The organism is Xenorhabdus stockiae, assembly GCF_002632825.1.
In the GTDB taxonomy this organism is placed as follows: domain Bacteria; phylum Pseudomonadota; class Gammaproteobacteria; order Enterobacterales; family Enterobacteriaceae; genus Xenorhabdus; species Xenorhabdus stockiae.
Genome location: NZ_NJAJ01000043.1, coordinates 1 through 25691, shown reverse-complemented (window position 1 = coordinate 25691; position 25691 = coordinate 1). Strand labels below are relative to the sequence as shown.

Below are 25691 nucleotides of genomic sequence, written 5' to 3'. Positions count from 1 at the left end.
GTAGGTGGTCTGGTGCAGGCCGGTATTGCCCTGTTCAAAGCGGGTGACGATGCCGGTGATGCTGCGCTGTTCGATACCGTTTTGCAGAATGGTCAGCGTGGCCGTGCGGTCAAGCACCAGCGGGAAACTAATGGCGGGAATAGCGCTTGCCAGCCCTACTTCCAGTGCAAAGGGGTGTGAGAAATGTTCGTTCAGGCTGAAGTCGGTGACGACAAAAGTCTGTGCCGGTAATCCGCCTGCGGTCAGGGTAAATAACAGACCGCTGGGGTCAGCGCCACCCATTAATCCCAATACCTGACCGGCTTGCTGTAACAGCTTGCCTGCCGAGGAGTTACCCATGGCTGCCTGGGCTGTCATTCCGGCTTTTTGTCCGGCTCCACCGGCAAAGCCGCCACCATTAATGAGGCCACCGGCACCGGTGGCAGTGCTCCCGCCTGCACCCGTCAACAGGCTCTTAGCTTGCTTCGCCATTTGTGCCGTTTGCTGTCCTTGTCCTAACAGCGATTTTCCTTTCTTCAATGTTGTGGCGTGTTTTTTCACTGACATCTATTTCTGTCTCCCTGAGATGATGGAATGTTATGTAATAGGTCATCCCGCCTGATAACAACGCAGGCCATAACATTCGGGCACAAGAGTTAAATTTAACTCAGATTGTTTTTGATAAATTCGTCAATTAAGGATGTAATCCTTTGTTTTTCGATAAATTGAAGGAACGCTGTTATCCAAATATATCGGCGGAACTGTGATAAAAAATGGAAGGCAATAATAAATACCGGATGGGTAAAGGCCAAATAAAATCAAGTGGAATAAAAACGACATCTGACAATGGCAGTGTAAAAAATTAAAATGATTGCGGTTGAAAAACAATATCTTTATATAGCGGATATGATTAGTGCATCGAACCGATTAATATCCATAAGGAAAAGGCGTTTATATTTGTAATCTACTGATACTAATGAAAAAATAAAATGGTGGTTTTGATGGAACCATGATCATTGGCATTTCATGAGATAGATCACAAAAGAGCTGGTTTTAGAAATAAGAGCTGGAATCACATAATAAGATCCAGCTCTTCATTAAAAATAAAAGTTAATATTTAGGTGAGATCATACCTAAATGTAAATAGCCAAATTAATATCTGGAATATTTAGCAATATGAGAACTAAGTCATTCAGATTGCAATGTCACTTTAACTCAGGGCCTTTTTTTAAATATCACGTGTGTAATAATTCCGCCAACCAGCCCCCAGAATGCTGAACTGATACCCAGTAAATTTGCGCCAGATGCTGTTATTAAAAAACAGATAATTGCTGCATCTCTTGCGCTTTCATCCTTTATTGCCTGACTCAGACTGTTGGTAAAAGTACTTAATAAGGCTAACCCAGCTAGAATTTTTATTAATGAAGCCGGAAAACCACTAAATAGATAGAAAATGACTCCACCAAAAATCCCGGCCAGTAAATAGACAAATCCTGCGCTGATAGCGGCAATATATCGCTTATCTGGATCGGTATGGACATCATCTCCCATACAAATAGCGGCTGTAATTGCAGCAATACAGATACTAAATCCTCCGAAAGGAGCCAGTATAATTGTCACTAATGATGTACAGATAAGTAATTGAGATGTACGGGGTGGATACCCTCCAGCTTGTAGGATGGCAATTCCCGGTGCATTTTGTGATGCCATTGTGACGATAAAAAATGGAATACCTACGCCAATCAGTGTCGTGATGTTAAATTTTGGCATGACAAATTCAGGCATGGAAAACAGGATGTCTTTGCCTGTTAAGTTTAAATCTCCATTGAAAATACAGATAATTAACCCTGCCGTAAGCGTTGAGATTATTGCGTATAATGGAAAATAACGGCGGAAGATTATGTAAATAAGCAGCATGATTCCACACAACCAAAAGTTGGATTGCAACATTGAGAAAGCATCCAAGCCGAAACGGAGTAATATTCCGGCAAGCATTGCGGCTGCGATGGAGTGTGGAATGTAGTTCATTAGCTTGGCAAATAATCCGGTGATACCGCATATCAGCATTAATGCTGATGCAAAGACAAAAATGCCAATGGCTTCATTGACTGAAGTGTGCGGGAAATGCGTTGCCAAGAGTGCAATTCCCGGTGTTGACCAAGCCGTTAGAATGGGTGTGCGGTAATAAAGTGATAATCCAATTGTTGTAATCCCCATTCCAACACCAAGCATGCCTAACCAGGCACCAATTTGTGATGGTTCAACACCAATGGTTGTCACTGCTTGGAGAATGATTGCAACTGAACTAGCATAACCAACTAATACTGCAACAAAACCTGTAACGAGAGTTGATGGGGAGAGATCCCTAAAAAATGATTGCTTAGGCATATGGTGTCACCTATCGGATGTTATAGCAGACGATGGTGAGAATATCATCGTCCGTTATAGCATTCAATTATGTATTTATCTTTGAGAAGGCACCAATGAGTGATATCACATCTAAAATTGCCGAGACGTTTAAGTCACTAAGAGCTTCAAGAGGAGTGAGTCTCAGCCAGGCTGCTAAGCTTACTGGCGTCAGTAAAGCAATGCTTGGGCAAATTGAACGAGGCCAGTCAAGCCCGACAGTGTCCACGTTGTGGAAAATTGCAACAGGTTTTAATGTTGCGTTTTCGACTTTTTTGGAAGGAACGGAGCCACAGCCTGCACTGCATCGGTTTAATGAATTACCGAGCTTTGAACAAAACCATTCTGGTATGAGTGTAAAACCGCTCATTCCTTTTGATGATGAATTTTTCATCGATTTATTCAAAATAGAGTTAGCGCCAGGAGCCTCAAGTGAATCTACTCCTCATGAGTCTGGTGTCGTAGAGCATGTTATTGTGCTTAATGGAGAGTTAGATCTGCGTATCAATGATGAATGGCATAAAGTTTCATCCGGTGAATCTATGCGCTTTTCTGCTGATTGCAGCCATGCTTACGCGAATTCAGGTGATGATGTTGTGGTTATCCATAATCTGATTCATTACCCTCATAAGTAACCGGAATGGATATGGCGACTTAAATCGCCATATTTTGATACTTATTTGGTGTCTGATAGTGTATTGGATGCAGGTAGTGTCACATTGGCTGCTTTTGGATGCAGTGTGTACATACCGCCATTGAAAGGGTCAACGGCCAGCCAGCCAATTAAACCACCAAAGACGAAATTCCCGCCGATATACCATCCATTCGCTTTAGCGACTAATGGCAGGGTAACAGATTGAAAATTTTCTTTTGTGAAGGTAATTTGATATGTCTTACCGCCAAAATAGTGGCCGGTTGATTTTGCCAGCATGACACTTTGTGGGGTGTTACCACGTGTAATTTCCTGACCGGTTTCATCTTTGATTGAAAACTCTGCGCCAGAAGGTTGACTATTAATTTGGACAAGCTGAGTCTTTTCACCAACGATAGTCGCACAACCGCTGCAAAGCATCACAGCGGATAGTAATAATACGCAAATTTTATTCATGAATAATCCGTAAAATAAAAACGATAATTAAATATGCGGCTGATAATACTAATAATATAAGGAGGTATGCAATAGTTTTAATCTATTTATACGGTGAATATAAAACTCAGTTTAATAGTGCTAGTTCTTTACTCAAAATATAATGTGAAAATAAATTAATCTATTTTCAGATAAATGTATAAATGAGTAATGTCAGTTGAGGTTAAAACAGCATGTTATGTCATCAGTATTTACACTGATTAAATATAATTACTAAAATATTAAGATAAAATAAATTAAGTTGTTTTGTTTATGATTTTTTATTAGGGAGTTAAATAACCCAATAGGAAATATAATTATCTTGACAATGACTTAGTGCTAAGGATATTAATCTATGACATGACAATGTTCTAAAATTATTATTTGATCTATCTAAGATATATCTAATATAACTAATAGATTTTAAATTGCTGATAATAGCAAGGGAGAGGCCATATGAAGAGCCTGATTATAAATCAGTATTCCACCATGCATGCTTTGATGTCAGGGGTATTTGATGGAATGTTTGCAATAGCAGAAATCAGTCAAGGCGGCTCATTTGGTATTGGTTGCTCACATGCGCTCGCAGGTGAAATGATCGCACTGGATGATACCTTTTTTGAAATTCAGGGGGCAGGTAATGTACGTCGGTTTAGTGAGTATGACCAGCTTCCTTTTGCTCAGTTGACATACTTTAATCCCAGTGAGCAGTTTCCCGTTTCGGATATCAGCAAAAAAGATCTTTACTCAGAATTGTCGGCTCAGGTAAATATTGATAATATTTTTGCTGCTGTAAAAATTGAAGGAATATTTAAAAAGGTCTGGTTACGTCGGACTAATTATCAGAAAAAGCCCTATAAGACTTTTATTGAAGCGATTGTCGAACAATCAGAAGAAACATTACACAATGTTTCTGGTGTGTTGGTTGGTTTTTGGACGCCTGATATTTTTCACGGTATTTCTGTTGCGGGGTTTCATATTCATTTTATCGATGATGAACGAAAAAATGGTGGGCATGTTTTTGACTTTGAACTGAAAAATGGTTTGTTAAGTTATGAGCCAAAACAGAATATAAAAATTCATCTGCCAGAGAATAGTGAATATATCAATGCTGATCTCACTGTTGATGATTTGGATAACGCTATCAGGAAAGCAGAAGGTTGATTAAAAATTTATTGTTTTATTATTTAGTAATGGAGGAAAAGATCGAAACCTTTTCCTCCACTATATTGTTAATTATTCACTTTCAGCGTAGTCGTATATTCAACAGGAACCCAGTCATATTTTTGTTGATTCTGACGGAGATAACCTATTCCGGGGAAGGGTAAATGAGCGGCACCAATTAGCCATTTTTCATCTGACGCTTTTTTAAAGATCGATTTACGTGCTTCAACGGCTTTATTGTTATCTATATCAAATTCAATCGAAACTTCCGGGTGTTCCAACTGTACTGCGTAAAAATGTATCATATCCCCCAAAATCAGCATGTTGTTTTTACCTGAATTCAGCAGGTATGAAGTATGTCCCGGGGTATGACCAGAAGTCGATATTGCTTTAATACCGGGGATAATGTTCTCTCCGCTTTGAAAAGTACGCAGTGCTTTTTTAGCAACATACGGTTCGATGGCATTCAGTGTTTGAGTGATGAATGAACGATTTATTTCAGAGGCTGAAGCGATGGTTTCGGGTGCTTGCCAGAAGTTTTTTTCTTCCTCAGAAATATATAGGTTCGCATTCGGGAATACGATTTCACCACTCGGGGAGGTGATGCCACAGGCGTGGTCCGGGTGCATGTGTGTCAGTAATATTGCTTTAACCGATTCTGGCTGATAACCAGCAGCACGGATATTATTCACAATATTTCCCGCAGTAGGGCCAAAGCAATTGCTGCTACCCGCATCAATCAATACCAAACCTTCTTTGGTGTTGACAAGGTAGGCTGTGATCGCGGTTTGAATACCCTCTTTATTTTCAACTTGGAACATCCGTGTAATCAGACTTTTAATATTGTTAATATCAAGCCCTTTTAATAAAGAAGGAGAAAGATCAACATACCCATCATAAACAGCTGTCACCATTAAATCGCCGAGCATATGGTGGTAATAACCGGGCACCTGATTTACAGGTTGCTCAGCAGATTTGGCCAATGCAGTGGGGATCGCTGTTGTTGTTATGAGACCTGTTAGTGCTAATGTTATTGCGAGATATGATGTTTTTAAAATATTTTTCATTATGTGCTCCGAAGAAATTTAACGGAATATATCCTTCGTCTTTCAAGCTGCCTCTTTGTTGGCTGCGCTCACTCACCCCAGTCACCGTTTTTATAAATATACGGTATCTATGCTCCCGGGGATTACTGAGAGGCTCCTCCCTCTCACCGGAGGCCAGCCTTTGGCTGGGAAAATTCGTCGGGAACGAATTTGTTATTCCCTTGCCGCCGCGACGCAACTTGAAATCCATTGGATATGAAATGGTATTAATTTATGTGGATTTAAAATTATTTCAGGAAAATAGAGTAGGGAGATAAAATAAAATCCTGATAAATTAATTACAGAGGATGATATAAAATAAAAAAATAAATAACATGGGGTTATTTAGTCAAAAATATATCTTCCATTATTAAAAAAGATCATTTTTTCGATAAGTTATTTTTTACGTCAGTCATATTCTTGTTCAAACATTCTTGCTCCTGTTCCCGTTTTTCCCAGAATATCATTTGGGTTTCGTAATGGGCATTCTGTCAGGGAAAGGCATCCACAGCCAATGCAACTATCCAGATAGTCACGTAGATGGGTTAATTTTGTAATACGTTGTTCCAACGTATCCCGCCATTGTGAGGAAAGTATGCGCCATTGTTCGGCTGTCAGTTTACTGTTAGGAGGGAATTGACTAAGGACTTCCTGTATTTCCTTCAAGGGAATGCCAGTGCTTTGTGCGACTTTGATAATTGCGATGTAACGTAGTACAACCGCGGGAAAGCGGCGCTGATTTCCTGCATTACGTGAACTTTTTATTAATCCTTTCGATTCATAAAAATGTAGTGTTGATATTGCCACTCCACTACGTTTTGCCACTTCTCCAACCGTTAATGCCCTATTAATATCAATATGTTTATTTTTTTCCATTTCTATTGACCTCAGGTTACCTAGAGGTTTTATAGTGATGTTTGATTTTTTTGTCAAACTTTAAAAGGTTATATTGTTATTCCATATTTTGAAAAGGGTTGTATTTTTTATTTTCATTTCATCTGTGCTTATCAGCATTATTTGTTTTTTTCCTTCAATATATGACTGTTATTGAAAAATAACGGATATAAACAGAATATTTATCGACAGGAGCCATTATGGTCAGCCAAATTCATCCGAAGTCATCTTCCCTTTTCCCGGTGCTTTCATCCAGTCTTCCATTGGCACTTATTTCTCTTAATGACTGGGGATTGGTTACTGTTACCGGTATGGATAGCCGGAAATATCTTCAGGGGCAACTGACTGCCGATATCAATATTCTGGCTGAAAACCAGCATGTACTGACGGCTCACTGTGATGCCAAAGGAAAAATGTGGAGTAGTCTGAGGTTATTTCATCGTGATGAAGGGTATGCCTATATTGAGCGTCGAAGTGTAATTGAGATACAGCTTGCTGAATTAAAGAAATATGCGGTGTTCTCTAAAGTTATGGTAGCTGAGGAAACTGAAAGTCTGTTATTGGGTATTGCGGGTGAAAATTGCCGGACTGCATTGGCAGAATTTTTTCCTATTTTGCCAGATGTAAATAATACGGTTATTCAGCATGGTGCTACTACGCTACTTTATTTTTCATCGCCGCAGGAGAGATTTTTATTAATCACAGATACTGTGATGGCCGCAGAGTTAATGGAAAAACTTCCGGCACAGCTAAGTAATAGTGAACAGTGGCTGGCATTAGATATAGAAGCAGGTTTTCCAGTGATTGAGGCTGCTGTCAGCGCACAGCTCGTTCCTCAGGCTGTTAATCTCCATAATATTGAAGGCAGTATTAGTTTTGAAAAAGGGATGTATATGGGGTTGGCGACAATTGCCCGTACCAAATACCGTGGTGTTAACAAACGGGCCATGTATTGGCTGGTCGGTGATTCCAGTTATCTTCCGGCGGTCGGGAGTGAATTAGAATGGCAGTTGGGTTCCCGCTGGCGCAAAACCGGAATGATCCTCTCTTCCCTCAGATTGGCAGATGGCACTGTTTGGGTTCAGGCAGTACTGGGTAATGAGATGGAGGCTGGCAGTATATTCCGTTTGCCGGGAGATGACGGTTTTTTGCTTACCCTTAAAAATTAGCTGATTTTTAAATTTCAAAATCAAGCCAGGTCGGAATATTTTTATTACCTGCAATGACGCTGTTTTTAATTTTATCCAGCGATAAATCAGGGTTACACAGTTGTATGAATTCCCAGAGATAGTCACGTTGTAACTGGCCATGTTTAACTGCCATCCAGACCGTGTTAGGGGAGAAAAGGTGACGGGCCTTGAGTGTGACTAAATTTGGATCGAGGTTATGCTGGCTGGCTGTTTCAGCAACTATTCCGATTCCCAGCCCCAGTTTTACGTAGGTTTTGACTACGTCAGAGTCCTGCGCACTGAGGACAATATCCGGGTTTAGCCGCGCATTGTGAAATGCTTTATCAATCTGAGAACGCCCGGCAATACCGTATCGATAAGTGACTAATGGGTAAGTTGCCAGTTGTTCCAATGTAATATCAGGGTTCCAGACCAGTTCATGTTCCGCAGGAACCAGTAAAGAGTGATGCCAGTCAAACCATGGGAATGCAGTAATATTGCTATTCTGAGTCAGCATTTCTGATGCAATACCAATATCTGCCTCACCGTTAAGTAACATTTTCATGATTTCTGCGGGCGAACCCTGATTAAGTACCAGCCGGATCCCCGGGTAGATTTCACGGAATACTTTTATCACTCGGGGAAGACTATAGCAGGCTTGGGTATGGGTAGTGGCAATGGTCAGCACTCCCTGATGTTGCCCGGTAAAGTGTTCAGCTAATCGTTGAGCTTTGTCAGCATCATTAAGTATGCGGCGTGCAATGGTCAGCATCTCTTTGCCCGGCTCTGTCAGCCCAAGGAACCGCTTACCATGACGAATGAATAACTCAACACCTAATTCTTCTTCCAACTCACGAATATGACGGCTGATGCCTGATTGTGATGTATAGAGCACTTTTGCCACTTCCGTCAGGTTAAAATGGCAGCGCTCTGCTTCACGGATAATTCTTAGCTGTTGAAAGTTCATTGCACCCAGGTTGTCAGAAAAATATTTCATCAATATAGAAATATATTCTCTGGCTAGTAAATAATTTAATTATAAAAGTTATTCTTTTAAGTAATAAATAAATTGTGAATCATGAACCAATCGTAATATACCTGTCGCGCACTACACACGGTATGTTGCGTTCTATTGCCACTTTTTAGATTTACAAAGTAAAAATATTTATTTCTCTTCATTCGCTTCGAGATTTAAAAATGAAATAACTGACTCTAATCCTGGCTGCATAAGTGGGGTTTCTATGCGTATTTTCTTTTTAGGTGGTCACCGGACATCGTTATCTAAGTCTCGTTTCCTGCCTTGGTTGCTACCGGGATTACTTATTGTGTGCTGGCAAGTTGCTGGTTATGAAGGCTGGCTATCGGATCGTATATTACCCCCTCCTGAAAAGGTACTACAAGCAGGATGGACATTACTGCAAAACGGGGAACTCTGGAGCAATCTTTATATCAGTACCTGGCGTGCTTTGAGTGGGTTTGCCATTGGTGGTACCTGTGGACTCGCATTGGGGGTGATAACAGGGCTGTCAAAAACCGGGGAACGCTTGCTGGATAGCACGGTTCAGATGTTACGTAATGTTCCCCATTTGGCACTGATCCCGCTGGTTATTTTATGGTTTGGTATTGATGAGCGTGCCAAAATATTTTTAGTTTCTCTGGGGACTTTCTTCCCTATCTACCTTAATACATCTCATGGGATCCGCCATCTTGATCGGGGATTAATTGAGATGGCGCGTAACTATGGGCTCAATGGCTGGCGTTTGTTCTGGCAGGTTATTTTACCGGGAGCAATGCCTTCGATCCTCGTTGGTGTCCGTTTTTCACTCGGCTTAATGTGGCTGACCCTGATTGTTGCTGAAACTATTTCTGCTGATGCCGGAATAGGTTATCTGGCGATGAATGCCCGTGAGTTTTTGCAGACAGATATTGTAGTATTGGCGATTATTCTGTACGCGCTGCTGGGTAAACTGGCTGATATGGTGGCATACGGGCTGGAAGTCTGGTTACTGCGTTGGCATCCGTCATGGCAGACAGGAGGAAGAAACTCATGAAGCATCTGTCGTTAGTTCAGCAAGGGTTAAGCCTCACTCTGGAGGGTGTCAGCAAACAGTTTGGTGAGCGTGAAATCCTTAAATCCCTCAATTTATCCATCCAAAAAGGCCAGTTTGTGGCTATTGTCGGACGTAGTGGCTGTGGCAAAAGCACGTTATTACGCCTGCTCGCGGGGCTGGAATCTGTTTCCGCAGGTAGTCTGAGTGCTGATGGTGATCCCCTGAGTGCTTCTGAAAGTGAAGTACGGATGATGTTTCAGGATGCGCGTCTGCTCCCCTGGAAAAAAGTGATTGATAACGTCGGGCTGGGTCTTAGCGGTAATTGGAAATCGGAAGCACTGGCAGTACTGGAAGCTGTTGGTCTGGCTGACAGAGCGAATGACTGGCCTTCGGCATTGTCGGGAGGACAAAAGCAGCGTGTGGCATTGGCCCGTGCTCTGATTCACCGCCCCCGTTTATTGTTGCTTGATGAGCCGTTTGGCGCACTGGATGCTCTGACCCGTCTGGAAATGCAGCAATTGTTAACGCGACTTTGGCAGCAGTATGGGTTTACCGTCATTTTAGTGACTCATGATGTTCATGAAGCCGTTCTGATCGCAGATCGGATCTTACTGATAGAGCAGGGGGAGATCGGTATGGATCTGGAGATCCCTCTTGGACGTCCCAGAACAATTACGATGCCAACGTTATCAGCATTAGAAGCTCAGGTTCTTGAGGCGATTATGGCACCGGGTGAGCAGGGGAAGCATGATCGCCATTCGGATTGGCTGCATTCCGGTAAAACGGATAATCCTGAAAGTGCTGCCAGATAATCAGGCATCGTAATCATTACGAGCAATCATCTAAAAGAAAAATAAATACAAATCTATCCGCGACACTATCTATCAAGGAAAACACAATGACAGTTTATGGCAATAGTGACATTAATCTCTTTTGGTTCTTACCTACCCACGGTGAGGGGCGCTATTTAGGTACTGCCAAAGGTGGGCGTGCTGTTGATCTTCCTTACCTGCAACAAATTGCTCTGGCTGTGGATAGCCTTGGTTATCACGGTGTTCTGATCCCAACCGGAAGAGGTTGCGAAGATCCGTGGCTGGTGGCTTCTGCGCTGGTACCCGTCACCCGTAATCTGCGTTTTCTGGTCGCGGTACGACCGGGATTACAGCCACCTTCACTCGCTGCAAGGATGACGGCCACGCTGGACAGGCTTTCTGAGGGGCGGGTTCTTATTAATGTCGTGACCGGTGGTGATCCGGTGGAAAATAAAGGTGATGGTATTTTCCTTAGCCATGCTGACCGTTATCAGTTGACCCGTGAGTTTCTTGATATTTATTCCCGTATGCTGGCAGGTGAAAAAGTAGATTATCAGGGGAAACATTTACAGGTAGAAGGGGCAGAATTATTGTTTCCACCTATCCAGAAAAATGGCCCTCCACTCTATTTTGGCGGTTCTTCTGAAGATGCGCTTGATGTAGCAGCACAGCAGGTTGATACCTATCTGACCTGGGGAGAGCCACCTGAATTGGTTGCGCAGAAACTACAACAGGTTCGTGAGCGCGCAGAGAAGCAAGGCCGGACTCTGGAATATGGTATTCGTCTGCATGTTATTGTCCGTGAGACAGAAGAGGAAGCATGGGCGGCGGCTGATCGCCTGATTGCTCATTTGGATGATGAGACTATCGCTCAGGCTCAGAAAATCTTTTCCCGGATGGATTCTGCCGGACAGGCGCGGATGAATTCACTGCATCAGGGTTCAAGGGATAATTTACGGATTGCGCCGAATTTATGGGCTGGTGTTGGTCTGGTTCGTGGTGGTGCAGGAACGGCATTGGTCGGAAGTCCTGAACAGGTAGCTGAACGGATCCGCGAATATCAGGCATTGGGGATCAGTAATTTTATTTTCTCCGGCTATCCTCACCTCGAAGAAGCACATCGGTTTGCTGAATTGGTCATGCCATTGCTGAAAACAGATTCAGTGCAGGTAAACAAGGCGAATTCAACGATCCGTTCTGCCAATGCAGGCGCTTTTGGTGAAAGCATTGGGGGGGCTGAGCGGCCTGTCACAGAGGAACCTCAGAAAGAGTATGCTGAATAAAAATGCTGGAGCGTAGATAAGCAAGGTTATCAAGCATGAAGCCTGAAAGGGATAATTCAGGTATCCGTTGCCGCTCCCTGTATAGGGAGCATTGGCAAACGTAAAATGAGGTTATCAATCAGTGTGGTTGTGGATTTGTAGCACTGAATAGTGATGATGACCATATCGGATCTATCAGGGTACTCGTCAGGGATGATTCAGACCCCAATCAGACGGTCAATTATGGTGTATTGACCGGAATATTATCTAAAGACCAGCTTGCACTACGGACATTGATTTTTACAGGCAATAACCTGAGACGGGTGAAAGTATCAGCAAGAACCTGTTGCTGGTTAAAAACAGTCGGTGTCATACGCTCTGCACCATAAGTAAAACGTGCAAGAGTCCGTTGCCAGATAGCTTTATCAAGTTTCGTGGCGTTGGCAAGAATGTTAGCTGCTTCGTCAGGGTGCCGATTTGCCCAATCACTGAGAACAACTAATTCCTGAATGACTTTTTCTGCTGTTTGCGGATAGGTATCAACAAATTTACGGCTGGCAAGATAGAACGTGTAATGAGGTACCAGCCCTTCACCATTAGTTATCTGGCGTGCTCCGGTATTGATTTCTACTTCGGACAGGAAAGGGTCCCAGGTAGCCCAGGCATCAATGGCTCCTCGCTGGAAAGCTGCGCGGGCATCGGCGGGAGGTAAATAAACCGATTTAATATCCTTATAGCTCAATCCGGCTTTTTCCAGCGCCGCGGCAAGCAGATAGTGCACATCAGAACCCTTGTTTAGCGCAACGCGTTTGCCCTTCAGGTCCTGAATAGTTTTAATGGTTGAGTCTTTCGGAACCACAATAGCTTCGGTTTTCGGGTGAGCAGGGGCGTAGGCGAGATAAACTAAATCGGCTCTTGCTGCCTGAGCAAAAACGGGGGGAACATCACCGGTTGATGCCAAATCGATGCTACCCACATTAAGCCCTTCAAGCATTTGTGGCCCGGCAGGAAACTCTACCCAACGCACCTTGATACCTTCTTTTTCTAATGCATCATCCAGAGTTCCGCGGGATTTTAGCAACGTAAAAATATTCGATTTTTGATAACCAATAGTAATCTGCTGAGGTTGTGTAGCCAGTGCATTGCCAGAGAGGCCGAGTAATAGCAGTAAACTGCCAAAGCGTAATTTGTGTGCCATGCTTGATTTTCCTTGTTAACCGGATGCATTGATAGAGACGGGGATAACGGTATAGAAAGATAACAAAGCTGGTTTATGAATATTAAATAATAAAATTGTGTTTGCTAGTGCTGATTTTGGATAACGACCAATCAGACAGCGGTTTTCATATGAGGATGTGGATCGTGTCGGGGTGACTGCTGACACACATCCTCGAAGCGAAATCAATCGGTTAAATCAACCTGCTGATTATCAATCAAGCGTGTCTTGCCTAACCATGCTGCCATCAGGATCACCGCTTTTTTACTTTGTGGGGTCAAAGGTTCCAGATTTTCTGCGTCACGGATAAACAGTTCGTCCGGTATAAAACCTTTTTCACGCAGATCCGTGGATACTATCTCAAGCAGTTGTTCAACATTCCGCTCACCACTTTTCAGTTTTTCGGCGGCGCGCTGCATAATCTGGTTTAATTGCGGCGCTATTTTTTTCTCTTCTGTAGAGAGAAGACTATTGCGTGAGCTTAAGGCCAGCCCCTTTTTATCACGGACGATAGGTACAGAAACCAGAGTGATATCATAAGCCATGTCAGTGATCATTTTGCGGATAATTTGTAACTGCTGAAAATCTTTTTCACCGAAATAGGCCAGATCCGGCTGGGTCAGATTGAACAGTTTGCTGACAACCGTGGTGACTCCCCGGAAATGCCCCGGACGGCTGGCACCTTCAAGCATATGAGAAAGTTCAGGGACTTCAACAAAAGTTTGGCTGCCATTCAAGCCATGCGGATATATTTCGTTGGCATTGGGGGCAAACACTATATCAACATTACGACGGCTCAGTTTTTCGCAATCTTCCTGTAGGGTACGCGGATAATTGACTAAGTCATCTTCGCGATCAAATTGCATCGGATTAACAAAAATACTCACAATTACCACATCAGCCTGAGCCTTGGCGGTATCAACCAGAGCCATGTGACCATCATGCAGATTACCCATTGTAGGGACAAAGGCAATTCGTTTTCCTGCCTGACGCCAACGGCGAATTTCACGGCGTAAAATGGGGATTGTTTCTATGATCAGCATTGCTCTACTCCTTTAATTAGCAGTCATAATTAGCAATCATGCTGGGTTATACTCGTTTTTTTTCTGAAAACTTAGTGTTTTTCTGGAAATCTCGCGGGTATAAATCAGTTGAATGAATGAGCTTGGTCAGGGTACGTGCCATTTTCTACCTGTTCGATGTACAGGCTGATGGCATCTCGTATATTGCCGGTCTCTTTAAGGAAATCCTTAGCAAATTTGGGTGGTTTGGCGGTAATGCCTAAAGCATCATGCATAACGAGGATCTGACCATCTGTATGGTTCCCCGCACCAATGCCAATAACCGGAATTTCCAGTGCTTCGGTGATTTTCCGGCCCAATTCTGTTGGTACACACTCCAGCACTAATAGCTGCATGCCTGCTTTTTCCAAAGCGATGGCATCGTCGAACAACTGCTGAGCTGTCGCTTCATCACGCCCCTGAACTTTGTAACCTCCCAGTACATTAACGGCTTGTGGAGTCAGGCCCAGATGTCCGCAAACAGGCACAGAGCGCTCGGTCAGCATTTTTACTGTTTCACACAACCAGCTTCCGCCTTCAATCTTGACCATATTGGCCCCCGAACGCATTAACTCAGCCGCATTATTGCAGCTTTGTTCCGGTGTGGCGTAGCTCATGAAAGGCATATCTGAGATGAGAAAAGTCTGGGGGGCACCGGTGCGGACGCTTTTGGTGTGGTAGGCAATATCTTCAACAGTAACCGGTAAGGTGGAATCAAACCCCTGAACGGTCATGCCGAGTGAATCACCAATAAGGATGACCTTGATGCCCTGTGCAGCAAAAAGGTGAGCGAAGCTGGCATCATAGGCGGTAATTGTTGCGAACTTACGTTTCTCTTTTTTTAACTGGCTAAGGTGAGCCAGAGATGTGGGTTTCATTGTTATCTCCTGAATATTCATACCCGTTGTTGGGTATAGAGCCTCGTCCATTCGGGTATCTAAGCTGATACCCGCTGGAACAGGTTCTGATTATCCAGAAATAGGCCATGATTGTATGAGATATTGTGTTACTTTTCCTTCATATACCCGTCGTCTTTCATGTTGTCTCTTTGTTGGCTGCGCTCGCTCACCCCGGTCACATAGTCTATCTATGCTCAGGGGCTCACTCCCTTGCCGCCGCGATACAACTTGAAATCCATTGGGTACAAAACTGCTGTGTTACAACCAAAACGTCAGGCCATTTTCTGGAACATGTTTTAATCGTTCTGCTAATGTTTCTTTATCAGGAAACACAAGATCCGGGGCTATTTCTGCCAGCGGATAAAGCATAAATTCACGCTGTTTTAAACCGTAGTGGGGAATGGTCAGGCGTTCAGTATTAATAATGTGATCACCGAACAGCATAATATCTAAATCAAGCGTTCTTGGCCCCCAACGTTCGTCTTTACGGACTCGACCTTGTGCCAGTTCTATGGCCTGAGTGTGATCAAGCAATATTTCCGGTTGTAAGTTTGTATCTAATGCAACAACCAGATTGAGGTAATCAGGCTGATCCTGCGGCCCCATAGGTTTAGTCCGATAAAATGAGGAACGGTTAATAAACGTTGTATCAGGGATCGATTTAAGTGCAGCAAGTGCATTATTAACTTGCTGCAAGGGGGAGGCCAGATTACTGCCAATGGCGATATAAACCCGGGTCATACTAGTTGTTGTTCCTGTTATGACGAAGGTGGTTGCCACGGCGGTGACGGGTTCTGCGACGAACAGGCTCGCTGCCAAGCTCGGAGATCATGCCCCGCTGCTGTGATGCGGTTGATTGCTGGAATTCTGTCCACCAATGTACCAGTTCTTTCAGCTCATGGCGTGGTTCAATGCTGGCGCGTAATTCTAATAAATCGTAGGCTGCCCGGAATTTCGGGTGTTCCATTAATTTATTTGCCCGTTTACCCTGACGGCGCGGCAGGCGAAGCTGCAACAGCCAGATATCACGCATTGTTGTGGTATGACGCTTCGGAATGGCGATAGAACGACACTGTTCATCAAGAATATCATTCATGGCCAGGGCGAAAGCATCGTAATACTGTAAGCCCCCTTCCTGAGTCAGCTTCTCGGCATGTTCAATCAATGGATACCACAATATTGCCGCAAATAGGAAAGCCGGGTTGACCCGTTGATCGTTCTGGAGACGGTAATCGGTATTCTTTAATACCTGTTCCAGTAGTTTTTCCATCGGCGAATCACCGGATTGGGTGAAACCGCGCTGGATTAACGGGAATAGTGGCTCAAACAACTGGTATTCACACAGTATTTTATATGTGCTGTAACCGTGCCCTGATTGCAGAAGTTTCAGAGACTCCTCGAACAGACGTGCTGATGGAATATCCCGTAACAGAAATGCCAGACGTGGGATTGGCTCAGCCGTGTTCTTTTCGATGGTCATGTTAAGCTTGCTGGCGAAGCGGACTGCACGCAACATCCGCACAGGATCTTCCCGGTAGCGGGTTTCCGGATCACCAATCAGGCGTATGATCCCTTTTTCCAGATCTGCCATTCCACCGACATAATCCCGTAATGCGAAATCTTCAATCCCGTAATAAAGGCTATTAATTGTAAAATCGCGGCGTGCAGCATCTTCTTCCACAGAACCAAAGATATTGTCTCGCAATAGCATTCCGCTCTGGGCTTTATGAGACTGATTACGATCATTGCTTTCAACTTGTTCATGTGGCCCACGGAATGTGGCAACTTCAATGACATCCGGCCCGAACATAATGTGAGCGAGACGGAAGCGACGACCAACAAGACGGCAATTGCGGAATAATTTGCGAACCTGTTCAGGGGTAGCATTGGTCGCGATATCAAAATCTTTGGGTTTTTTATGCAACAGTAAATCACGTACACCGCCGCCGACTAAATAAGCCTCAAAACCCGATTTATTCAGGCGATATAAAACCTTCAATGCATTATCACTGATATCTTTACGTGAAATAGAATGCTGTTCCCGTGGAATAACGGTAATTGGGGAATCAGAAGGTTTTGCCTTTCCGGATTTATTCTTCATTTTGATGTTTTCAGCATTTGATGAAGATGTGCGATTCACTCTGCGGCGTTTAGGCAGAGTGCTGCTCTTTTTATAAGCAGGATGGTCAGATATGGTGACTGGCCTTTCACTGGCTGCCTGTGTTTCGCGTTTTATCTTGGTTTCGCGGATCAGCAAATTACGGCAGAAAGTTGCTACTCGGTTAAAAATGGTACACCTCGATAGTGACGGATAAAATTAAAACAAAAACAGCCGCTAATCATAACTTACTGGGCATTCTTTGAGAATGCTTGCAGTATCAATAGAAACACTTTATTTAAATTGTCCATTGATTATGTTCTGAGGCGGAACATGATTTATATTCCAGCCAATAATTGCCTGCTTTAGCAGTTGTTCCGTGGTGATATCCTGCCAACCAGCAATCGTTGGCTGGTTTAAAAATGATAACGCTTTCACCAGCAATGGACGTGGATCATCAAGAGGGATCGGTTTTGCATGATTTTGCTTGGAAAGTTTATTTCCCTCTTTATTTAACACAAGAGGCAAATGTACATAGTCCGGTGTTGTAAAATTCAGATACCGATATAAGGATATTTGGCGAACCGTAGGTTCAATCAAATCTGCTCCTCTGACAATTTCAGTGATGCCTTGATAGTTATCATCAATAACAACGACAAGATTATAGGCAAATAATCCATCTTTGCGATGAATAATGAAGTCCTCTTCAGCCATTTTTACCGGTACGGTAACATTACCTTGTAATTTGTCGTAAAAATCATACACAGGGTGATCCTGTTTCAGGCGAATAGCGGCATGATGGCCTGGTAGTTGTAGATGCTGGCAGTGAGCATCATAAAATCCGCCCAGCTGATGAATGCGTTGGCGGGTACAGGTACAGTAATAACTGTTTCCCTGCTGCTGTAACTGAGCCAATATTGCCCGATAAGCCTCATGGCGTTGGGACTGGTACAGCACTTCTTCGTCCCAGTGAAGCCCATAGTGCTCTAAGGCATGCAGTATTCTATCTGCTGAACCGGGAATTTCCCGTGGTGGATCAATGTCATCAATACGCATCAGCCACTTACCGTGGTGAGCACGGGCCTGTAAATAGCTACCCAGAGCTGTCACCAGAGAGCCAAAGTGGAGATCGCCAGATGGGGATGGTGCGAAACGCCCGACGTATAATGAGGAGTGTTCGGATTCAGATTGAGTCATATAAAAATCAATTTAAGGGAGTATACCCATTAGATTTCGAGTTTCACCGCTGCGGTAAGGGAACTATCCCCGGCAATACAGATAACCGTTTGTTTATAAAAACGCTGACTGGGGTAGCGAGCGTAGCCGACAAAGAGGTAACTCGAAAGATGCAGGGTATATACGGCGCCTTTCAGCGCCGTACTCACCTACCCATTAGCCAGCCATTTGCTTTTCGCGAATTTCGGCTAATGTTTTACAGTCAATACATAAATCAGCTGTAGGACGCGCTTCCAAACGACGGATGCCGATTTCAACCCCACAGGATTCACAGAAGCCAAAATCATCATCTTCGACTTTTTTCAGCGTTTTTTCGATCTTTTTGATCAACTTACGTTCACGATCCCGATTACGTAATTCAAGACTGAATTCTTCTTCTTGCGCCGCACGGTCAACCGGATCAGGGAAGTTCGCTGCCTCATCTTGCATATGAGATACAGTACGGTCTACTTCATCCCTGAGTTGATTGCGCCATGCTTCCAGAATGAGCTTGAAATGCGTTAACTGGGCATCGTTCATGTATTCTTCGCCAGCCTTCTCTTGGTAAGGTTCTACCCCAGCGATGGCGAGAATGCTCAAGGACGAGGTTTTACGTTTTTGCCCTTCTTGCATAATGCTTCTCCTTACACACGCACTATCAAACGAGCCCCCTGACAGTAGGGGGAAAAAAATAGGCCGCTATAAATAGCAGATGACTGCGAGGTTGGCAATTATTCCTACCATTAGTTTTGCAATGGTGTGAAGGCAGCCGTGTTTACTGCCTAAATATGCTGCAAAACTCACCTCATCAGCATGATCTGTTTACAAATCATCCCATTGATACAAAAGGCAATTTGTGACTTAGAACCATCCTGTTTTCTGTCATGCTGGCCCCGTAACAGATTACTTCGACCCCTAAATTGCATGCTTGTTCCAAAAGAAAAGCATAATCGTGGTCAATATGTTTTGCTGCCATAACGTGACTAATGCCGGAATGTAGCACGGCAAAGCACAGGACAGCCCGCTGTCCCTGTTGTGCTATCAATGATAGTTCACGTAAATGTTTTTGCCCACGAATTGTCACAGCATCAGGAAAATAACCATTATTTCCCTGCAACAGGGTGACTGATTTCACTTCAATATAGCAGTTAACTTTTTGTTTTGACTCTAACAATAAATCTATCCGGCTTTTCTCTTTTCCATAGCCCACTTCGCGGCTGATTTTTTCGTAACCGGATAATTCTGAAATGAGATCTTTTTCAATGGCCTGAAAAACCAGATCGTTGGCTCTGAGAGTATTGACACAAATCCAGTGCCCGTCCTGAGTCTGTGTCAGCTCCCAGCTATTGGGATATTTACGTTTTGGATTATCAGAGGTGGAATACCAAACGGTATCACCCGGTGTTGCGCACCCGGTCATTGCTCCGGTATTGGCACAGTGTATGGTCAGCGTTTCACCTTCCGGAGTCAGAACATCGGCCAGAAAACGTTTATAACGGCGAATTAATGTAGCGTGCTTTAGCGGTGGTGAAAATTCCATAAACTTTCCTTTATACCTCAATTGACAGTTTCATCATGACGTAACCTGCGCGGGAGCCACATGAACTAAAATTAAACGGAAACTGAAATTAAAGTTGCTAATGCTACAATGGCACTCATTGAAAGTTAATCGTTATGGTGAACCTTTGTTATTACCCATTTATGACGTTGTGGACTCAGTCATAGCTCAGCTTGAAACCTCAAAACAGGTATTACTGCATGCCCCGACCGGTGCCGGAAAATCAACCGGTTTACCGTTGGCAATTCTCAACAAGTCACGGTTTAGTGGGCGGATCATCATGCTGGAACCCCGGCGTATTGCGGCACGCAGTGTTGCGGAGCGTCTGGCAGAACAATTGAATGAGCCTGTCGGCAGAACGGTGGGTTACCGGATGCGTCTGGAAACAAAAGTCAGTGCTCACACACGTCTTGAAGTCGTCACAGAAGGTATCCTGAACCGGATGTTGCAACAGGACCCTGAATTGAGTGATGTCTCTCTCGTTATCCTTGATGAGTTCCACGAACGTAGCTTACAGGCCGATCTGGCTTTAGCGCTGTTGTTAGATGTACAGGAAGGATTACGCGATGATTTGCGTATTTTGGTGATGTCCGCAACGCTGGATAACCAGCGCCTTTCTTCTTTATTACCAGAAGCACCGGTTGTGGTTTCAGAAGGGCGTAGTTATCCGGTAACGAGAAGTTATCATCCCCTGCCTGCTCATTTGCCTTTTGAACAATCAGTGGCGTCAACAGTATTACGTTTGTTGCAGCAGGAATCGGGGTCATTACTGCTGTTTTTACCCGGTGTGAGGGAAATTCAGCGGGTGCAGGCTTACTTAGAAGAAAAAGTCGGTAGCGATACATTATTGTGTCCGCTATATGGTGCGTTATCGTTAACAGACCAGCGGATGGCGATAATGCCCGCTCCGGCCGGGAAGCGTAAGGTTGTACTGGCGACCAATATTGCAGAAACCAGCCTGACTATTGAAGGTATTCGTCTGGTGGTGGACAGTGGTCTGGAACGTACCAGCCGGTTTGAACCCCGGACAGGCTTAACCCGTTTGATCACCCAGCGTATCAGTCAGGCATCAATGGTGCAGCGGGCAGGGCGAGCCGGCAGGCTGGAAGCGGGTGTCTGCTGGCATTTGTTCAGTCAGGAGCAGGCAGAACGGGCAGCGGAACACAGCGAACCTGAGATTCTGCACGCCGATTTGAGTAGCTTGCTGCTTTCGTTACTACAGTGGGGATGCCGTGACAGTTCTCAACTACGCTGGCTGGATAATCCGCCGCAGGCCGCACTGGCTGTTGCCCGTACTCTGCTTGTACGGCTGGGGGCACTGGATGATAAGCAGCAGTTAACCGCCCGTGGCTGGCAAATGACAGAATCAGGTTGTGAGCCTCGCTTAGCCGCCATGTTGTGCCTAGCTAAAGAACAGTATGACAGACAGGATTCAGATCGGGGAATATTGGCAACGGCAGCAAAACTTGTCGCGATCCTTGAAGAACCACCGCGTAGGGGACAGTTGGATCTCACTCATTGCCTTAATACTCTTCAACCGAACTGGCAGCAACGGTCAAAACAGCTATTCAGGGAACTGGCGGGTAATAATATGGAAAATGCTGCCGATATTAATGTGGAGTATATATCTGAGTTACTGGTACAGGGGTTCCCCGACAGAATTGCAAAAAATCGTGATAATCTCGGGCGATTCCAACTGGCTACAGGGCTGGGAGCTATGCTTGCACGAGAAGAACCGCTTTCGGGGGAGACATGGCTGGTGGCTCCTTTATTACAGCAAGGCAATAAGATGCCAGATGCACATATTTTGCTTGCTTGTCCATTAGATATTGAGCAAATCATCCGGCAATATCCTTCTCTGTTTACAGAACAGACAGCTATTGAATGGGATGATAGTAAAGGCACCTTGCGGGCATGGAACAGACTGAAATGTGGACGATTGACGGTCAGGTCACAACCTCTGGCAAAACCCTCAGATACCGAATTGCAGGAAGCTCTGCTGAACTGGGTTCGGCAGGAGGGTCTGGCAGCGCTGAACTGGTCACAGGAAGCATTGCAGTTGCGTGTTCGTTTACAGCGGGCACAGGAATGGCTGCCGGAAACGCAATGGCCAGCGGTTGATGATGAAGCATTATTGGCTTCCCTTGAACAGTGGTTACAACCGGTGCTGGAAGGCGTGAGAAATTTGAAAGGCTTGCAGCAGGTTGAACTGTCAACAGCTCTGGTGAGTTTACTTGACTGGCAGCAGCGGCAAATACTGGATAATGAATTGCCTACTAATTACACTGTGCCAACCGGAAGCCGGATTGGTATCGAATATTTTTATGATAAACCTCCCGTACTCTCCGTAAAAATGCAGGAAATGTACGGAGAACAGCAAAATCCGGCTGTGGCAAAAGGGCGTGTACCTGTCGTTGTTGAGCTATTGTCTCCGGCTCAGCGGCCGTTGCAGATCACGCAGGATCTTGCCGCATTCTGGCAGGGGGCTTACCGTGAAGTGCAAAAAGAGATGAAAGGGCGTTATCCAAAACACTTATGGCCCGATGACCCCGCAAAAACAGCACCGACAAGGCGGGTAAAAAAATATATTTAATTGTTAGAGAAAGCATTTAACTGGAGAATTCGGTATGTCTGATGATGACCGTCAGCCAATCGGACGTAAGGATAAAAAATCAAAACATCGTCGTGGGCGTCAGGCAAATAAACGTCATCGGCGGGATGACTATGATGATTATGAATATAATGATGTTGAAGACGAAAATGACACCAATGATGAGGGGGAACTCATGACAAAAAAAGGGAAGAAATCCCCTCAGGTCAAAAAGGGACGTAAATGGATCTGGCTGCTGCTATTGAAAATATTGATTGTGCTGGCAGTACTCATTGGCATATATGGTTTTTATCTGGATGGCAAAATTCGTCATCGCATTGATGGTAGAGTGTGGCAGCTCCCTGCGGCGGTGTATGGCCGTATGGTAAATCTTGAACCGGGCATGAATTACAGTAAGGCTGAAATGATTCGGTTACTGGAAGGCATGCAATATCGGCAGGTAACTAAAACAACCCGTGCAGGTGAATTTGTGGTCAGAGGCAATAGCATTGAAATGCTGCGTCGGCCATTTGATTTTCCTGATGGCAAAGAAGGCCAGATTCAGGCTCGTCTGACTTTCGATAACAATCAGTTAACCAGTATTGAAAACATGGAGAACCAGCGCCAGTTTGGTTTCTTCCGTCTTGATCCGAAACTTATCACAATGATGCAGTCGGCGAACGGTGAGCAGCGTTTGTTTGTTCCACGTTCCGGTTTTCCTGATCTACTGGTTCAGACCTTACTGGAAACGGAAGACCGCTATTTCTACGAACATGGTGGTATCAGGCCACTTTCGATTGCTCGTGCTGCGCTGGAAAACCTGCTGGCAGGCCGTGCCGTGCAGGGGGGCAGTACCTTAACCCAGCAATTAGTCAAAAATTTATTCCTGACGAACAAACGGACTTTCAGCCGTAAAGCCAATGAAGCCTTAATGTCCGTACTGCTGGAGGCTCGCTACAGCAAAGATCGTATTCTCGAACTCTATCTGAACGAAGTTTTTCTGGGTCAGAGTGGCGATGAAGAGATCCGCGGTTTTCCGTTAGCGAGTCTTTACTATTTCGGCCGTCCGATTGATGAACTGAGTCTGGATCAGCAGGCGTTGTTGGTAGGGATGGTTAAAGGAGCTTCGTATTACAACCCGTGGCGTAATCCTAAAAGTGCACTGGAACGCCGTAATGTTGTATTGAAAATTCTCCAGAACCGAAAAGTGATTGATCAGGAGCTGTATGACCTGTTAAGTGCGCGTCCACTCGGTGTAAAACCTAAAAGTGATGTGATAGCACCGCAACCTGCATTTATGCAGATGGTACGTCAGGAGCTACGAGAAAAGCTGGGTGATAAGATTGATGATTTATCTGGCGTCAAAATATTCACAACATTAGACCCAGTTGCACAGGATGCGGCTGAAAACGCGATAGAAAACGGTATTGCGGCGTTGCGCAAAGATAAAAATCGTCCGGTGCCTAATCTGGAAGGTGCAATGGTCGTTGTTGACCGTTTCAGTGGTGAAGTCCGGGCAATGGTCGGAGGCTCGCAGCCACAATATCCGGGTTTTAACCGTGCTATGGATGCTCGCCGTTTAATCGGTTCGCTTGCTAAACCTGCAACTTATCTGACTGCATTGAGTGAACCAGATAAATATCGCCTGAATACCTGGTTGGCGGATGAACCTATCTCAATACCTCAGGCGGGGGGGAAACCGTGGGAACCGAGAAACTTCAGCCGTAATTTTAGTGAACGAGTGATGCTGGTTGATGCGCTGGCACGTTCAATCAACATCCCGACAGTCAATCTGGGGCTGGACGTGGGATTGGATCATATCGCCAATACCTTGGTGTTACTGGGCATTCCTGCTAAAGAGATTCAGAAAGTACCGGCAATGTTGCTGGGAGGTATCAACCTGACCCCGATGGAAATGGCACAGGAATTTCAGACTATTGCCAGTGGAGGAAATCGGGCAAAACTCTCCGCACTGCGCTCTATCATTGCTGAAGATGGCACCGTGGTTTACCAGAGTTACCCACAGGCGGAAAGAGCTGTACCTGCTCAGGCAGCTTATCTGACGTTATATGGTATGCAGCAGGTTGTGGCGCGGGGAACTGGCCGTTCACTGACCGGGAAATATGGCAAATATAATCTGGCAGGAAAAACGGGAACCACTAATGAACTGCGTGATACTTGGTTCGCCGGGATCGATGGTAAAGAAGTCGCGATTGTCTGGGCTGGATTGGATAACAACAAGCCGACTAGGCTGACGGGAGCAACAGGAGCATTGAAGATTTACGAACGTTATCTGGCGAATGAGACTCCATTGGCGCTGGATAATCGTGCTCCGGAAGGTATTGTCGATATGTCAGTTAATGAAGATGGTTCTTTTAACTGCGAAGGTGGTGGTATCAGAATGTTACCGGTCTGGACCGATGATCCACAGGCGTTATGTCAGCAATCCGTACAGCAGCCAATTGAGGAGGGCCAAGAAGAGGCTCCGGGCTGGCTGAAAGAGATGTTTGGACAGTAAAGAGTTATCTTAAATAGGTTGTAATTACATGTAATTCCCCACTTTTACAGGTGGGGAATTTAATTTTGACGCATATATCAAGATTCGAATAAACGTAGATCAAATGTTTGAAATGCATCATCTTTTGGGGAATATCCCAACACTTTTCTTGTTTCAGTTAAATCAAGACGTTTAAAACGATTATCAGAAATGCCGTGAGCAATAAAAAACGTAATTTCTTCTGCTTCAATGGCACAAGTAATTAACTGAACTGCATCATCTGGGCTGAGCCATGCACTGAGGTCACGGGCAGTTTTCAGTTCGTGATTATCTTTAAATTCAAATGCACCTATGCGAATTGCAATGGAAGACAAACCTTTCTGGGTTGCAAAATAGGAACAAAGCGCTTCCCCAAAACATTTTGTTACACCGTATATATTGGCAGGTGATGTCGCAATATTGTCAGGTATTTGCTTATCTATCGGATACCCTTCAATCGTTTGTGCACTACTAAATAGCTTTTCAAAATGATAGGCGAATCAAAGAAACTCAGTCCTATTTTTGCGAACTTTTTAATCGCAAAACCAAAAAAACACAAAAAGGAAGGAC

Annotated in this window: 24 protein-coding genes; 8 read left to right on the top strand and 16 right to left on the bottom strand. The window is 44.5% G+C overall.

The features are described from left to right. Positions 1 to 546: contractile injection system protein, VgrG/Pvc8 family (locus Xsto_RS17495; RefSeq protein ID WP_339955571.1), on the bottom strand; the 546-nt coding region annotated here is incomplete at its 3' end. 648 nt (positions 547 to 1194) lie between these two features. Then, positions 1195 to 2367 carry a benzoate/H(+) symporter BenE family transporter gene (locus Xsto_RS17490; protein WP_099125892.1) on the bottom strand — a complete coding sequence of 391 codons (1173 nt, stop codon included), beginning with the start codon at positions 2365 to 2367 and terminating at the stop codon, positions 1195 to 1197. A 95-nt stretch (positions 2368 to 2462) separates the two neighbouring features. Here Xsto_RS17490 and Xsto_RS17485 point away from each other — a divergent pair, with 95 nt between their 5' ends. After that, positions 2463 to 3020: a helix-turn-helix domain-containing protein gene (locus Xsto_RS17485; RefSeq protein ID WP_099109987.1), complete on the top strand. Its 558-nt coding sequence runs from the start codon at positions 2463 to 2465 to the stop codon at positions 3018 to 3020. Between the two features lie 41 nt (positions 3021 to 3061). On the opposite strand, the gene Xsto_RS17480 is transcribed toward Xsto_RS17485, so the two are convergent. After that, the gene (locus tag Xsto_RS17480; RefSeq protein ID WP_099109986.1) at positions 3062 to 3493 is read right to left on the bottom strand and encodes a hypothetical protein; all 432 of its coding nucleotides are present in this window, start codon (positions 3491 to 3493) and stop codon (positions 3062 to 3064) included. 474 nt (positions 3494 to 3967) lie between these two features. Between Xsto_RS17480 and budA the strand changes: the two genes are divergently transcribed. Beyond that, positions 3968 to 4675 (top strand): acetolactate decarboxylase, encoded by a 708-nt coding sequence (gene budA, locus Xsto_RS17475; protein WP_099125891.1) that lies wholly within the window; start codon positions 3968 to 3970, stop codon positions 4673 to 4675. Between the two features lie 68 nt (positions 4676 to 4743). On the opposite strand, the gene Xsto_RS17470 is transcribed toward budA, so the two are convergent. Next, complete coding sequence (locus Xsto_RS17470) at positions 4744 to 5742, bottom strand: MBL fold metallo-hydrolase (protein WP_099125890.1); 999 nt, start codon at positions 5740 to 5742, stop codon at positions 4744 to 4746. Between the two features lie 426 nt (positions 5743 to 6168). Next, entirely contained in the window at positions 6169 to 6636 is a 468-nt protein-coding gene (gene soxR, locus Xsto_RS17460) for a redox-sensitive transcriptional activator SoxR (protein WP_099125889.1), read from the bottom strand. 218 nt (positions 6637 to 6854) lie between these two features. On the opposite strand from soxR, the gene ygfZ reads away from it, so the two are divergent. Continuing rightward, positions 6855 to 7823 carry a tRNA-modifying protein YgfZ gene (gene ygfZ / locus Xsto_RS17455; protein ID WP_099125888.1) on the top strand — a complete coding sequence of 323 codons (969 nt, stop codon included), beginning with the start codon at positions 6855 to 6857 and terminating at the stop codon, positions 7821 to 7823. Between the two features lie 7 nt (positions 7824 to 7830). Here the strand turns inward: ygfZ and cbl are convergent, their stop codons facing one another. Then, a complete protein-coding gene (cbl, locus tag Xsto_RS17450; protein WP_099125893.1) occupies positions 7831 to 8790 on the bottom strand; it encodes an HTH-type transcriptional regulator Cbl in 960 nt (319 codons plus the stop codon). 274 nt (positions 8791 to 9064) lie between these two features. On the opposite strand from cbl, the gene ssuC reads away from it, so the two are divergent. The 3 genes from ssuC to ssuD all read left to right on the top strand — a co-directional run bounded on the left by ssuC (position 9065) and on the right by ssuD (position 11969). Then, positions 9065 to 9874 (top strand): aliphatic sulfonate ABC transporter permease SsuC, encoded by an 810-nt coding sequence (ssuC, locus tag Xsto_RS17445; RefSeq protein ID WP_099109981.1) that lies wholly within the window; start codon positions 9065 to 9067, stop codon positions 9872 to 9874. Next, positions 9871 to 10686, top strand: coding sequence for an aliphatic sulfonates ABC transporter ATP-binding protein (gene ssuB, locus Xsto_RS17440; protein ID WP_099109980.1), 816 nt, complete (start codon positions 9871 to 9873; stop codon positions 10684 to 10686). Before ssuC ends, ssuB begins: the two co-directional genes overlap by 4 nt. A gap of 86 nt (positions 10687 to 10772) precedes the next feature. Then, positions 10773 to 11969, top strand: coding sequence for an FMNH2-dependent alkanesulfonate monooxygenase (gene ssuD / locus Xsto_RS17435; RefSeq protein WP_099125887.1), 1197 nt, complete (start codon positions 10773 to 10775; stop codon positions 11967 to 11969). Positions 11970 to 12189: 220 nt separating this feature from the next. Here ssuD and Xsto_RS17430 read toward each other — a convergent pair whose 3' ends face one another. From Xsto_RS17430 to sfsA, 9 genes are all read right to left on the bottom strand, one after another. Further along, on the bottom strand, positions 12190 to 13146 hold the full coding sequence (locus Xsto_RS17430; RefSeq protein WP_099125886.1) for a sulfonate ABC transporter substrate-binding protein: 957 nt from the start codon (positions 13144 to 13146) through the stop codon (positions 12190 to 12192). A 203-nt stretch (positions 13147 to 13349) separates the two neighbouring features. After that, complete coding sequence (panC, locus tag Xsto_RS17425; RefSeq protein WP_099109977.1) at positions 13350 to 14207, bottom strand: pantoate--beta-alanine ligase; 858 nt, start codon at positions 14205 to 14207, stop codon at positions 13350 to 13352. Between the two features lie 104 nt (positions 14208 to 14311). Then, complete coding sequence (panB, locus tag Xsto_RS17420; protein ID WP_099109976.1) at positions 14312 to 15103, bottom strand: 3-methyl-2-oxobutanoate hydroxymethyltransferase; 792 nt, start codon at positions 15101 to 15103, stop codon at positions 14312 to 14314. Positions 15104 to 15382: 279 nt separating this feature from the next. Further along, a complete protein-coding gene (gene folK, locus Xsto_RS17415; RefSeq protein WP_099109975.1) occupies positions 15383 to 15865 on the bottom strand; it encodes a 2-amino-4-hydroxy-6-hydroxymethyldihydropteridine diphosphokinase in 483 nt (160 codons plus the stop codon). Position 15866: 1 nt separating this feature from the next. Beyond that, the gene (pcnB, locus tag Xsto_RS17410) at positions 15867 to 17225 is read right to left on the bottom strand and encodes a polynucleotide adenylyltransferase PcnB (protein WP_241537939.1); all 1359 of its coding nucleotides are present in this window, start codon (positions 17223 to 17225) and stop codon (positions 15867 to 15869) included. A gap of 291 nt (positions 17226 to 17516) precedes the next feature. Beyond that, positions 17517 to 18419, bottom strand: coding sequence for a tRNA glutamyl-Q(34) synthetase GluQRS (gluQRS, locus tag Xsto_RS17405; protein WP_099109973.1), 903 nt, complete (start codon positions 18417 to 18419; stop codon positions 17517 to 17519). Between the two features lie 29 nt (positions 18420 to 18448). Then, complete coding sequence (locus Xsto_RS21635) at positions 18449 to 18607, bottom strand: hypothetical protein (protein ID WP_169926675.1); 159 nt, start codon at positions 18605 to 18607, stop codon at positions 18449 to 18451. Positions 18608 to 18614: 7 nt separating this feature from the next. Continuing rightward, positions 18615 to 19070: an RNA polymerase-binding protein DksA gene (gene dksA, locus Xsto_RS17400; RefSeq protein WP_099109972.1), complete on the bottom strand. Its 456-nt coding sequence runs from the start codon at positions 19068 to 19070 to the stop codon at positions 18615 to 18617. 196 nt (positions 19071 to 19266) lie between these two features. After that, positions 19267 to 19977: a DNA/RNA nuclease SfsA gene (sfsA, locus tag Xsto_RS17395; RefSeq protein WP_099109971.1), complete on the bottom strand. Its 711-nt coding sequence runs from the start codon at positions 19975 to 19977 to the stop codon at positions 19267 to 19269. 100 nt (positions 19978 to 20077) lie between these two features. On the opposite strand from sfsA, the gene hrpB reads away from it, so the two are divergent. Further along, entirely contained in the window at positions 20078 to 22588 is a 2511-nt protein-coding gene (hrpB, locus tag Xsto_RS17390; protein ID WP_099125885.1) for an ATP-dependent helicase HrpB, read from the top strand. A 34-nt stretch (positions 22589 to 22622) separates the two neighbouring features. Then, the gene (mrcB, locus tag Xsto_RS17385) at positions 22623 to 25103 is read left to right on the top strand and encodes a bifunctional glycosyl transferase/transpeptidase (RefSeq protein WP_099125884.1); all 2481 of its coding nucleotides are present in this window, start codon (positions 22623 to 22625) and stop codon (positions 25101 to 25103) included. Between the two features lie 77 nt (positions 25104 to 25180). On the opposite strand, the gene Xsto_RS17380 is transcribed toward mrcB, so the two are convergent. Next, complete coding sequence (locus tag Xsto_RS17380) at positions 25181 to 25456, bottom strand: hypothetical protein (protein WP_211284343.1); 276 nt, start codon at positions 25454 to 25456, stop codon at positions 25181 to 25183. Positions 25457 to 25691: the final 235 nt, after the last annotated feature.

Coding starts and splice junctions, on each gene's coding strand:
- Xsto_RS17490 (WP_099125892.1), bottom strand. CDS start 2,367: ATGCCTAAGCAATCATTTTTTAGGGATCTCTCCCCATCAACTCTCGTT.
- Xsto_RS17485 (WP_099109987.1), top strand. CDS start 2,463: ATGAGTGATATCACATCTAAAATTGCCGAGACGTTTAAGTCACTAAGA.
- Xsto_RS17480 (WP_099109986.1), bottom strand. CDS start 3,493: ATGAATAAAATTTGCGTATTATTACTATCCGCTGTGATGCTTTGCAGC.
- budA (WP_099125891.1), top strand. CDS start 3,968: ATGAAGAGCCTGATTATAAATCAGTATTCCACCATGCATGCTTTGATG.
- Xsto_RS17470 (WP_099125890.1), bottom strand. CDS start 5,742: ATGAAAAATATTTTAAAAACATCATATCTCGCAATAACATTAGCACTA.
- soxR (WP_099125889.1), bottom strand. CDS start 6,636: ATGGAAAAAAATAAACATATTGATATTAATAGGGCATTAACGGTTGGA.
- ygfZ (WP_099125888.1), top strand. CDS start 6,855: ATGGTCAGCCAAATTCATCCGAAGTCATCTTCCCTTTTCCCGGTGCTT.
- cbl (WP_099125893.1), bottom strand. CDS start 8,790: ATGAACTTTCAACAGCTAAGAATTATCCGTGAAGCAGAGCGCTGCCAT.
- ssuC (WP_099109981.1), top strand. CDS start 9,065: ATGCGTATTTTCTTTTTAGGTGGTCACCGGACATCGTTATCTAAGTCT.
- ssuB (WP_099109980.1), top strand. CDS start 9,871: ATGAAGCATCTGTCGTTAGTTCAGCAAGGGTTAAGCCTCACTCTGGAG.
- ssuD (WP_099125887.1), top strand. CDS start 10,773: ATGACAGTTTATGGCAATAGTGACATTAATCTCTTTTGGTTCTTACCT.
- Xsto_RS17430 (WP_099125886.1), bottom strand. CDS start 13,146: ATGGCACACAAATTACGCTTTGGCAGTTTACTGCTATTACTCGGCCTC.
- panC (WP_099109977.1), bottom strand. CDS start 14,207: ATGCTGATCATAGAAACAATCCCCATTTTACGCCGTGAAATTCGCCGT.
- panB (WP_099109976.1), bottom strand. CDS start 15,103: ATGAAACCCACATCTCTGGCTCACCTTAGCCAGTTAAAAAAAGAGAAA.
- folK (WP_099109975.1), bottom strand. CDS start 15,865: ATGACCCGGGTTTATATCGCCATTGGCAGTAATCTGGCCTCCCCCTTG.
- pcnB (WP_241537939.1), bottom strand. CDS start 17,225: ATGAAGAATAAATCCGGAAAGGCAAAACCTTCTGATTCCCCAATTACC.
- gluQRS (WP_099109973.1), bottom strand. CDS start 18,419: ATGACTCAATCTGAATCCGAACACTCCTCATTATACGTCGGGCGTTTC.
- dksA (WP_099109972.1), bottom strand. CDS start 19,070: ATGCAAGAAGGGCAAAAACGTAAAACCTCGTCCTTGAGCATTCTCGCC.
- sfsA (WP_099109971.1), bottom strand. CDS start 19,977: ATGGAATTTTCACCACCGCTAAAGCACGCTACATTAATTCGCCGTTAT.
- hrpB (WP_099125885.1), top strand. CDS start 20,078: ATGCTACAATGGCACTCATTGAAAGTTAATCGTTATGGTGAACCTTTG.
- mrcB (WP_099125884.1), top strand. CDS start 22,623: ATGTCTGATGATGACCGTCAGCCAATCGGACGTAAGGATAAAAAATCA.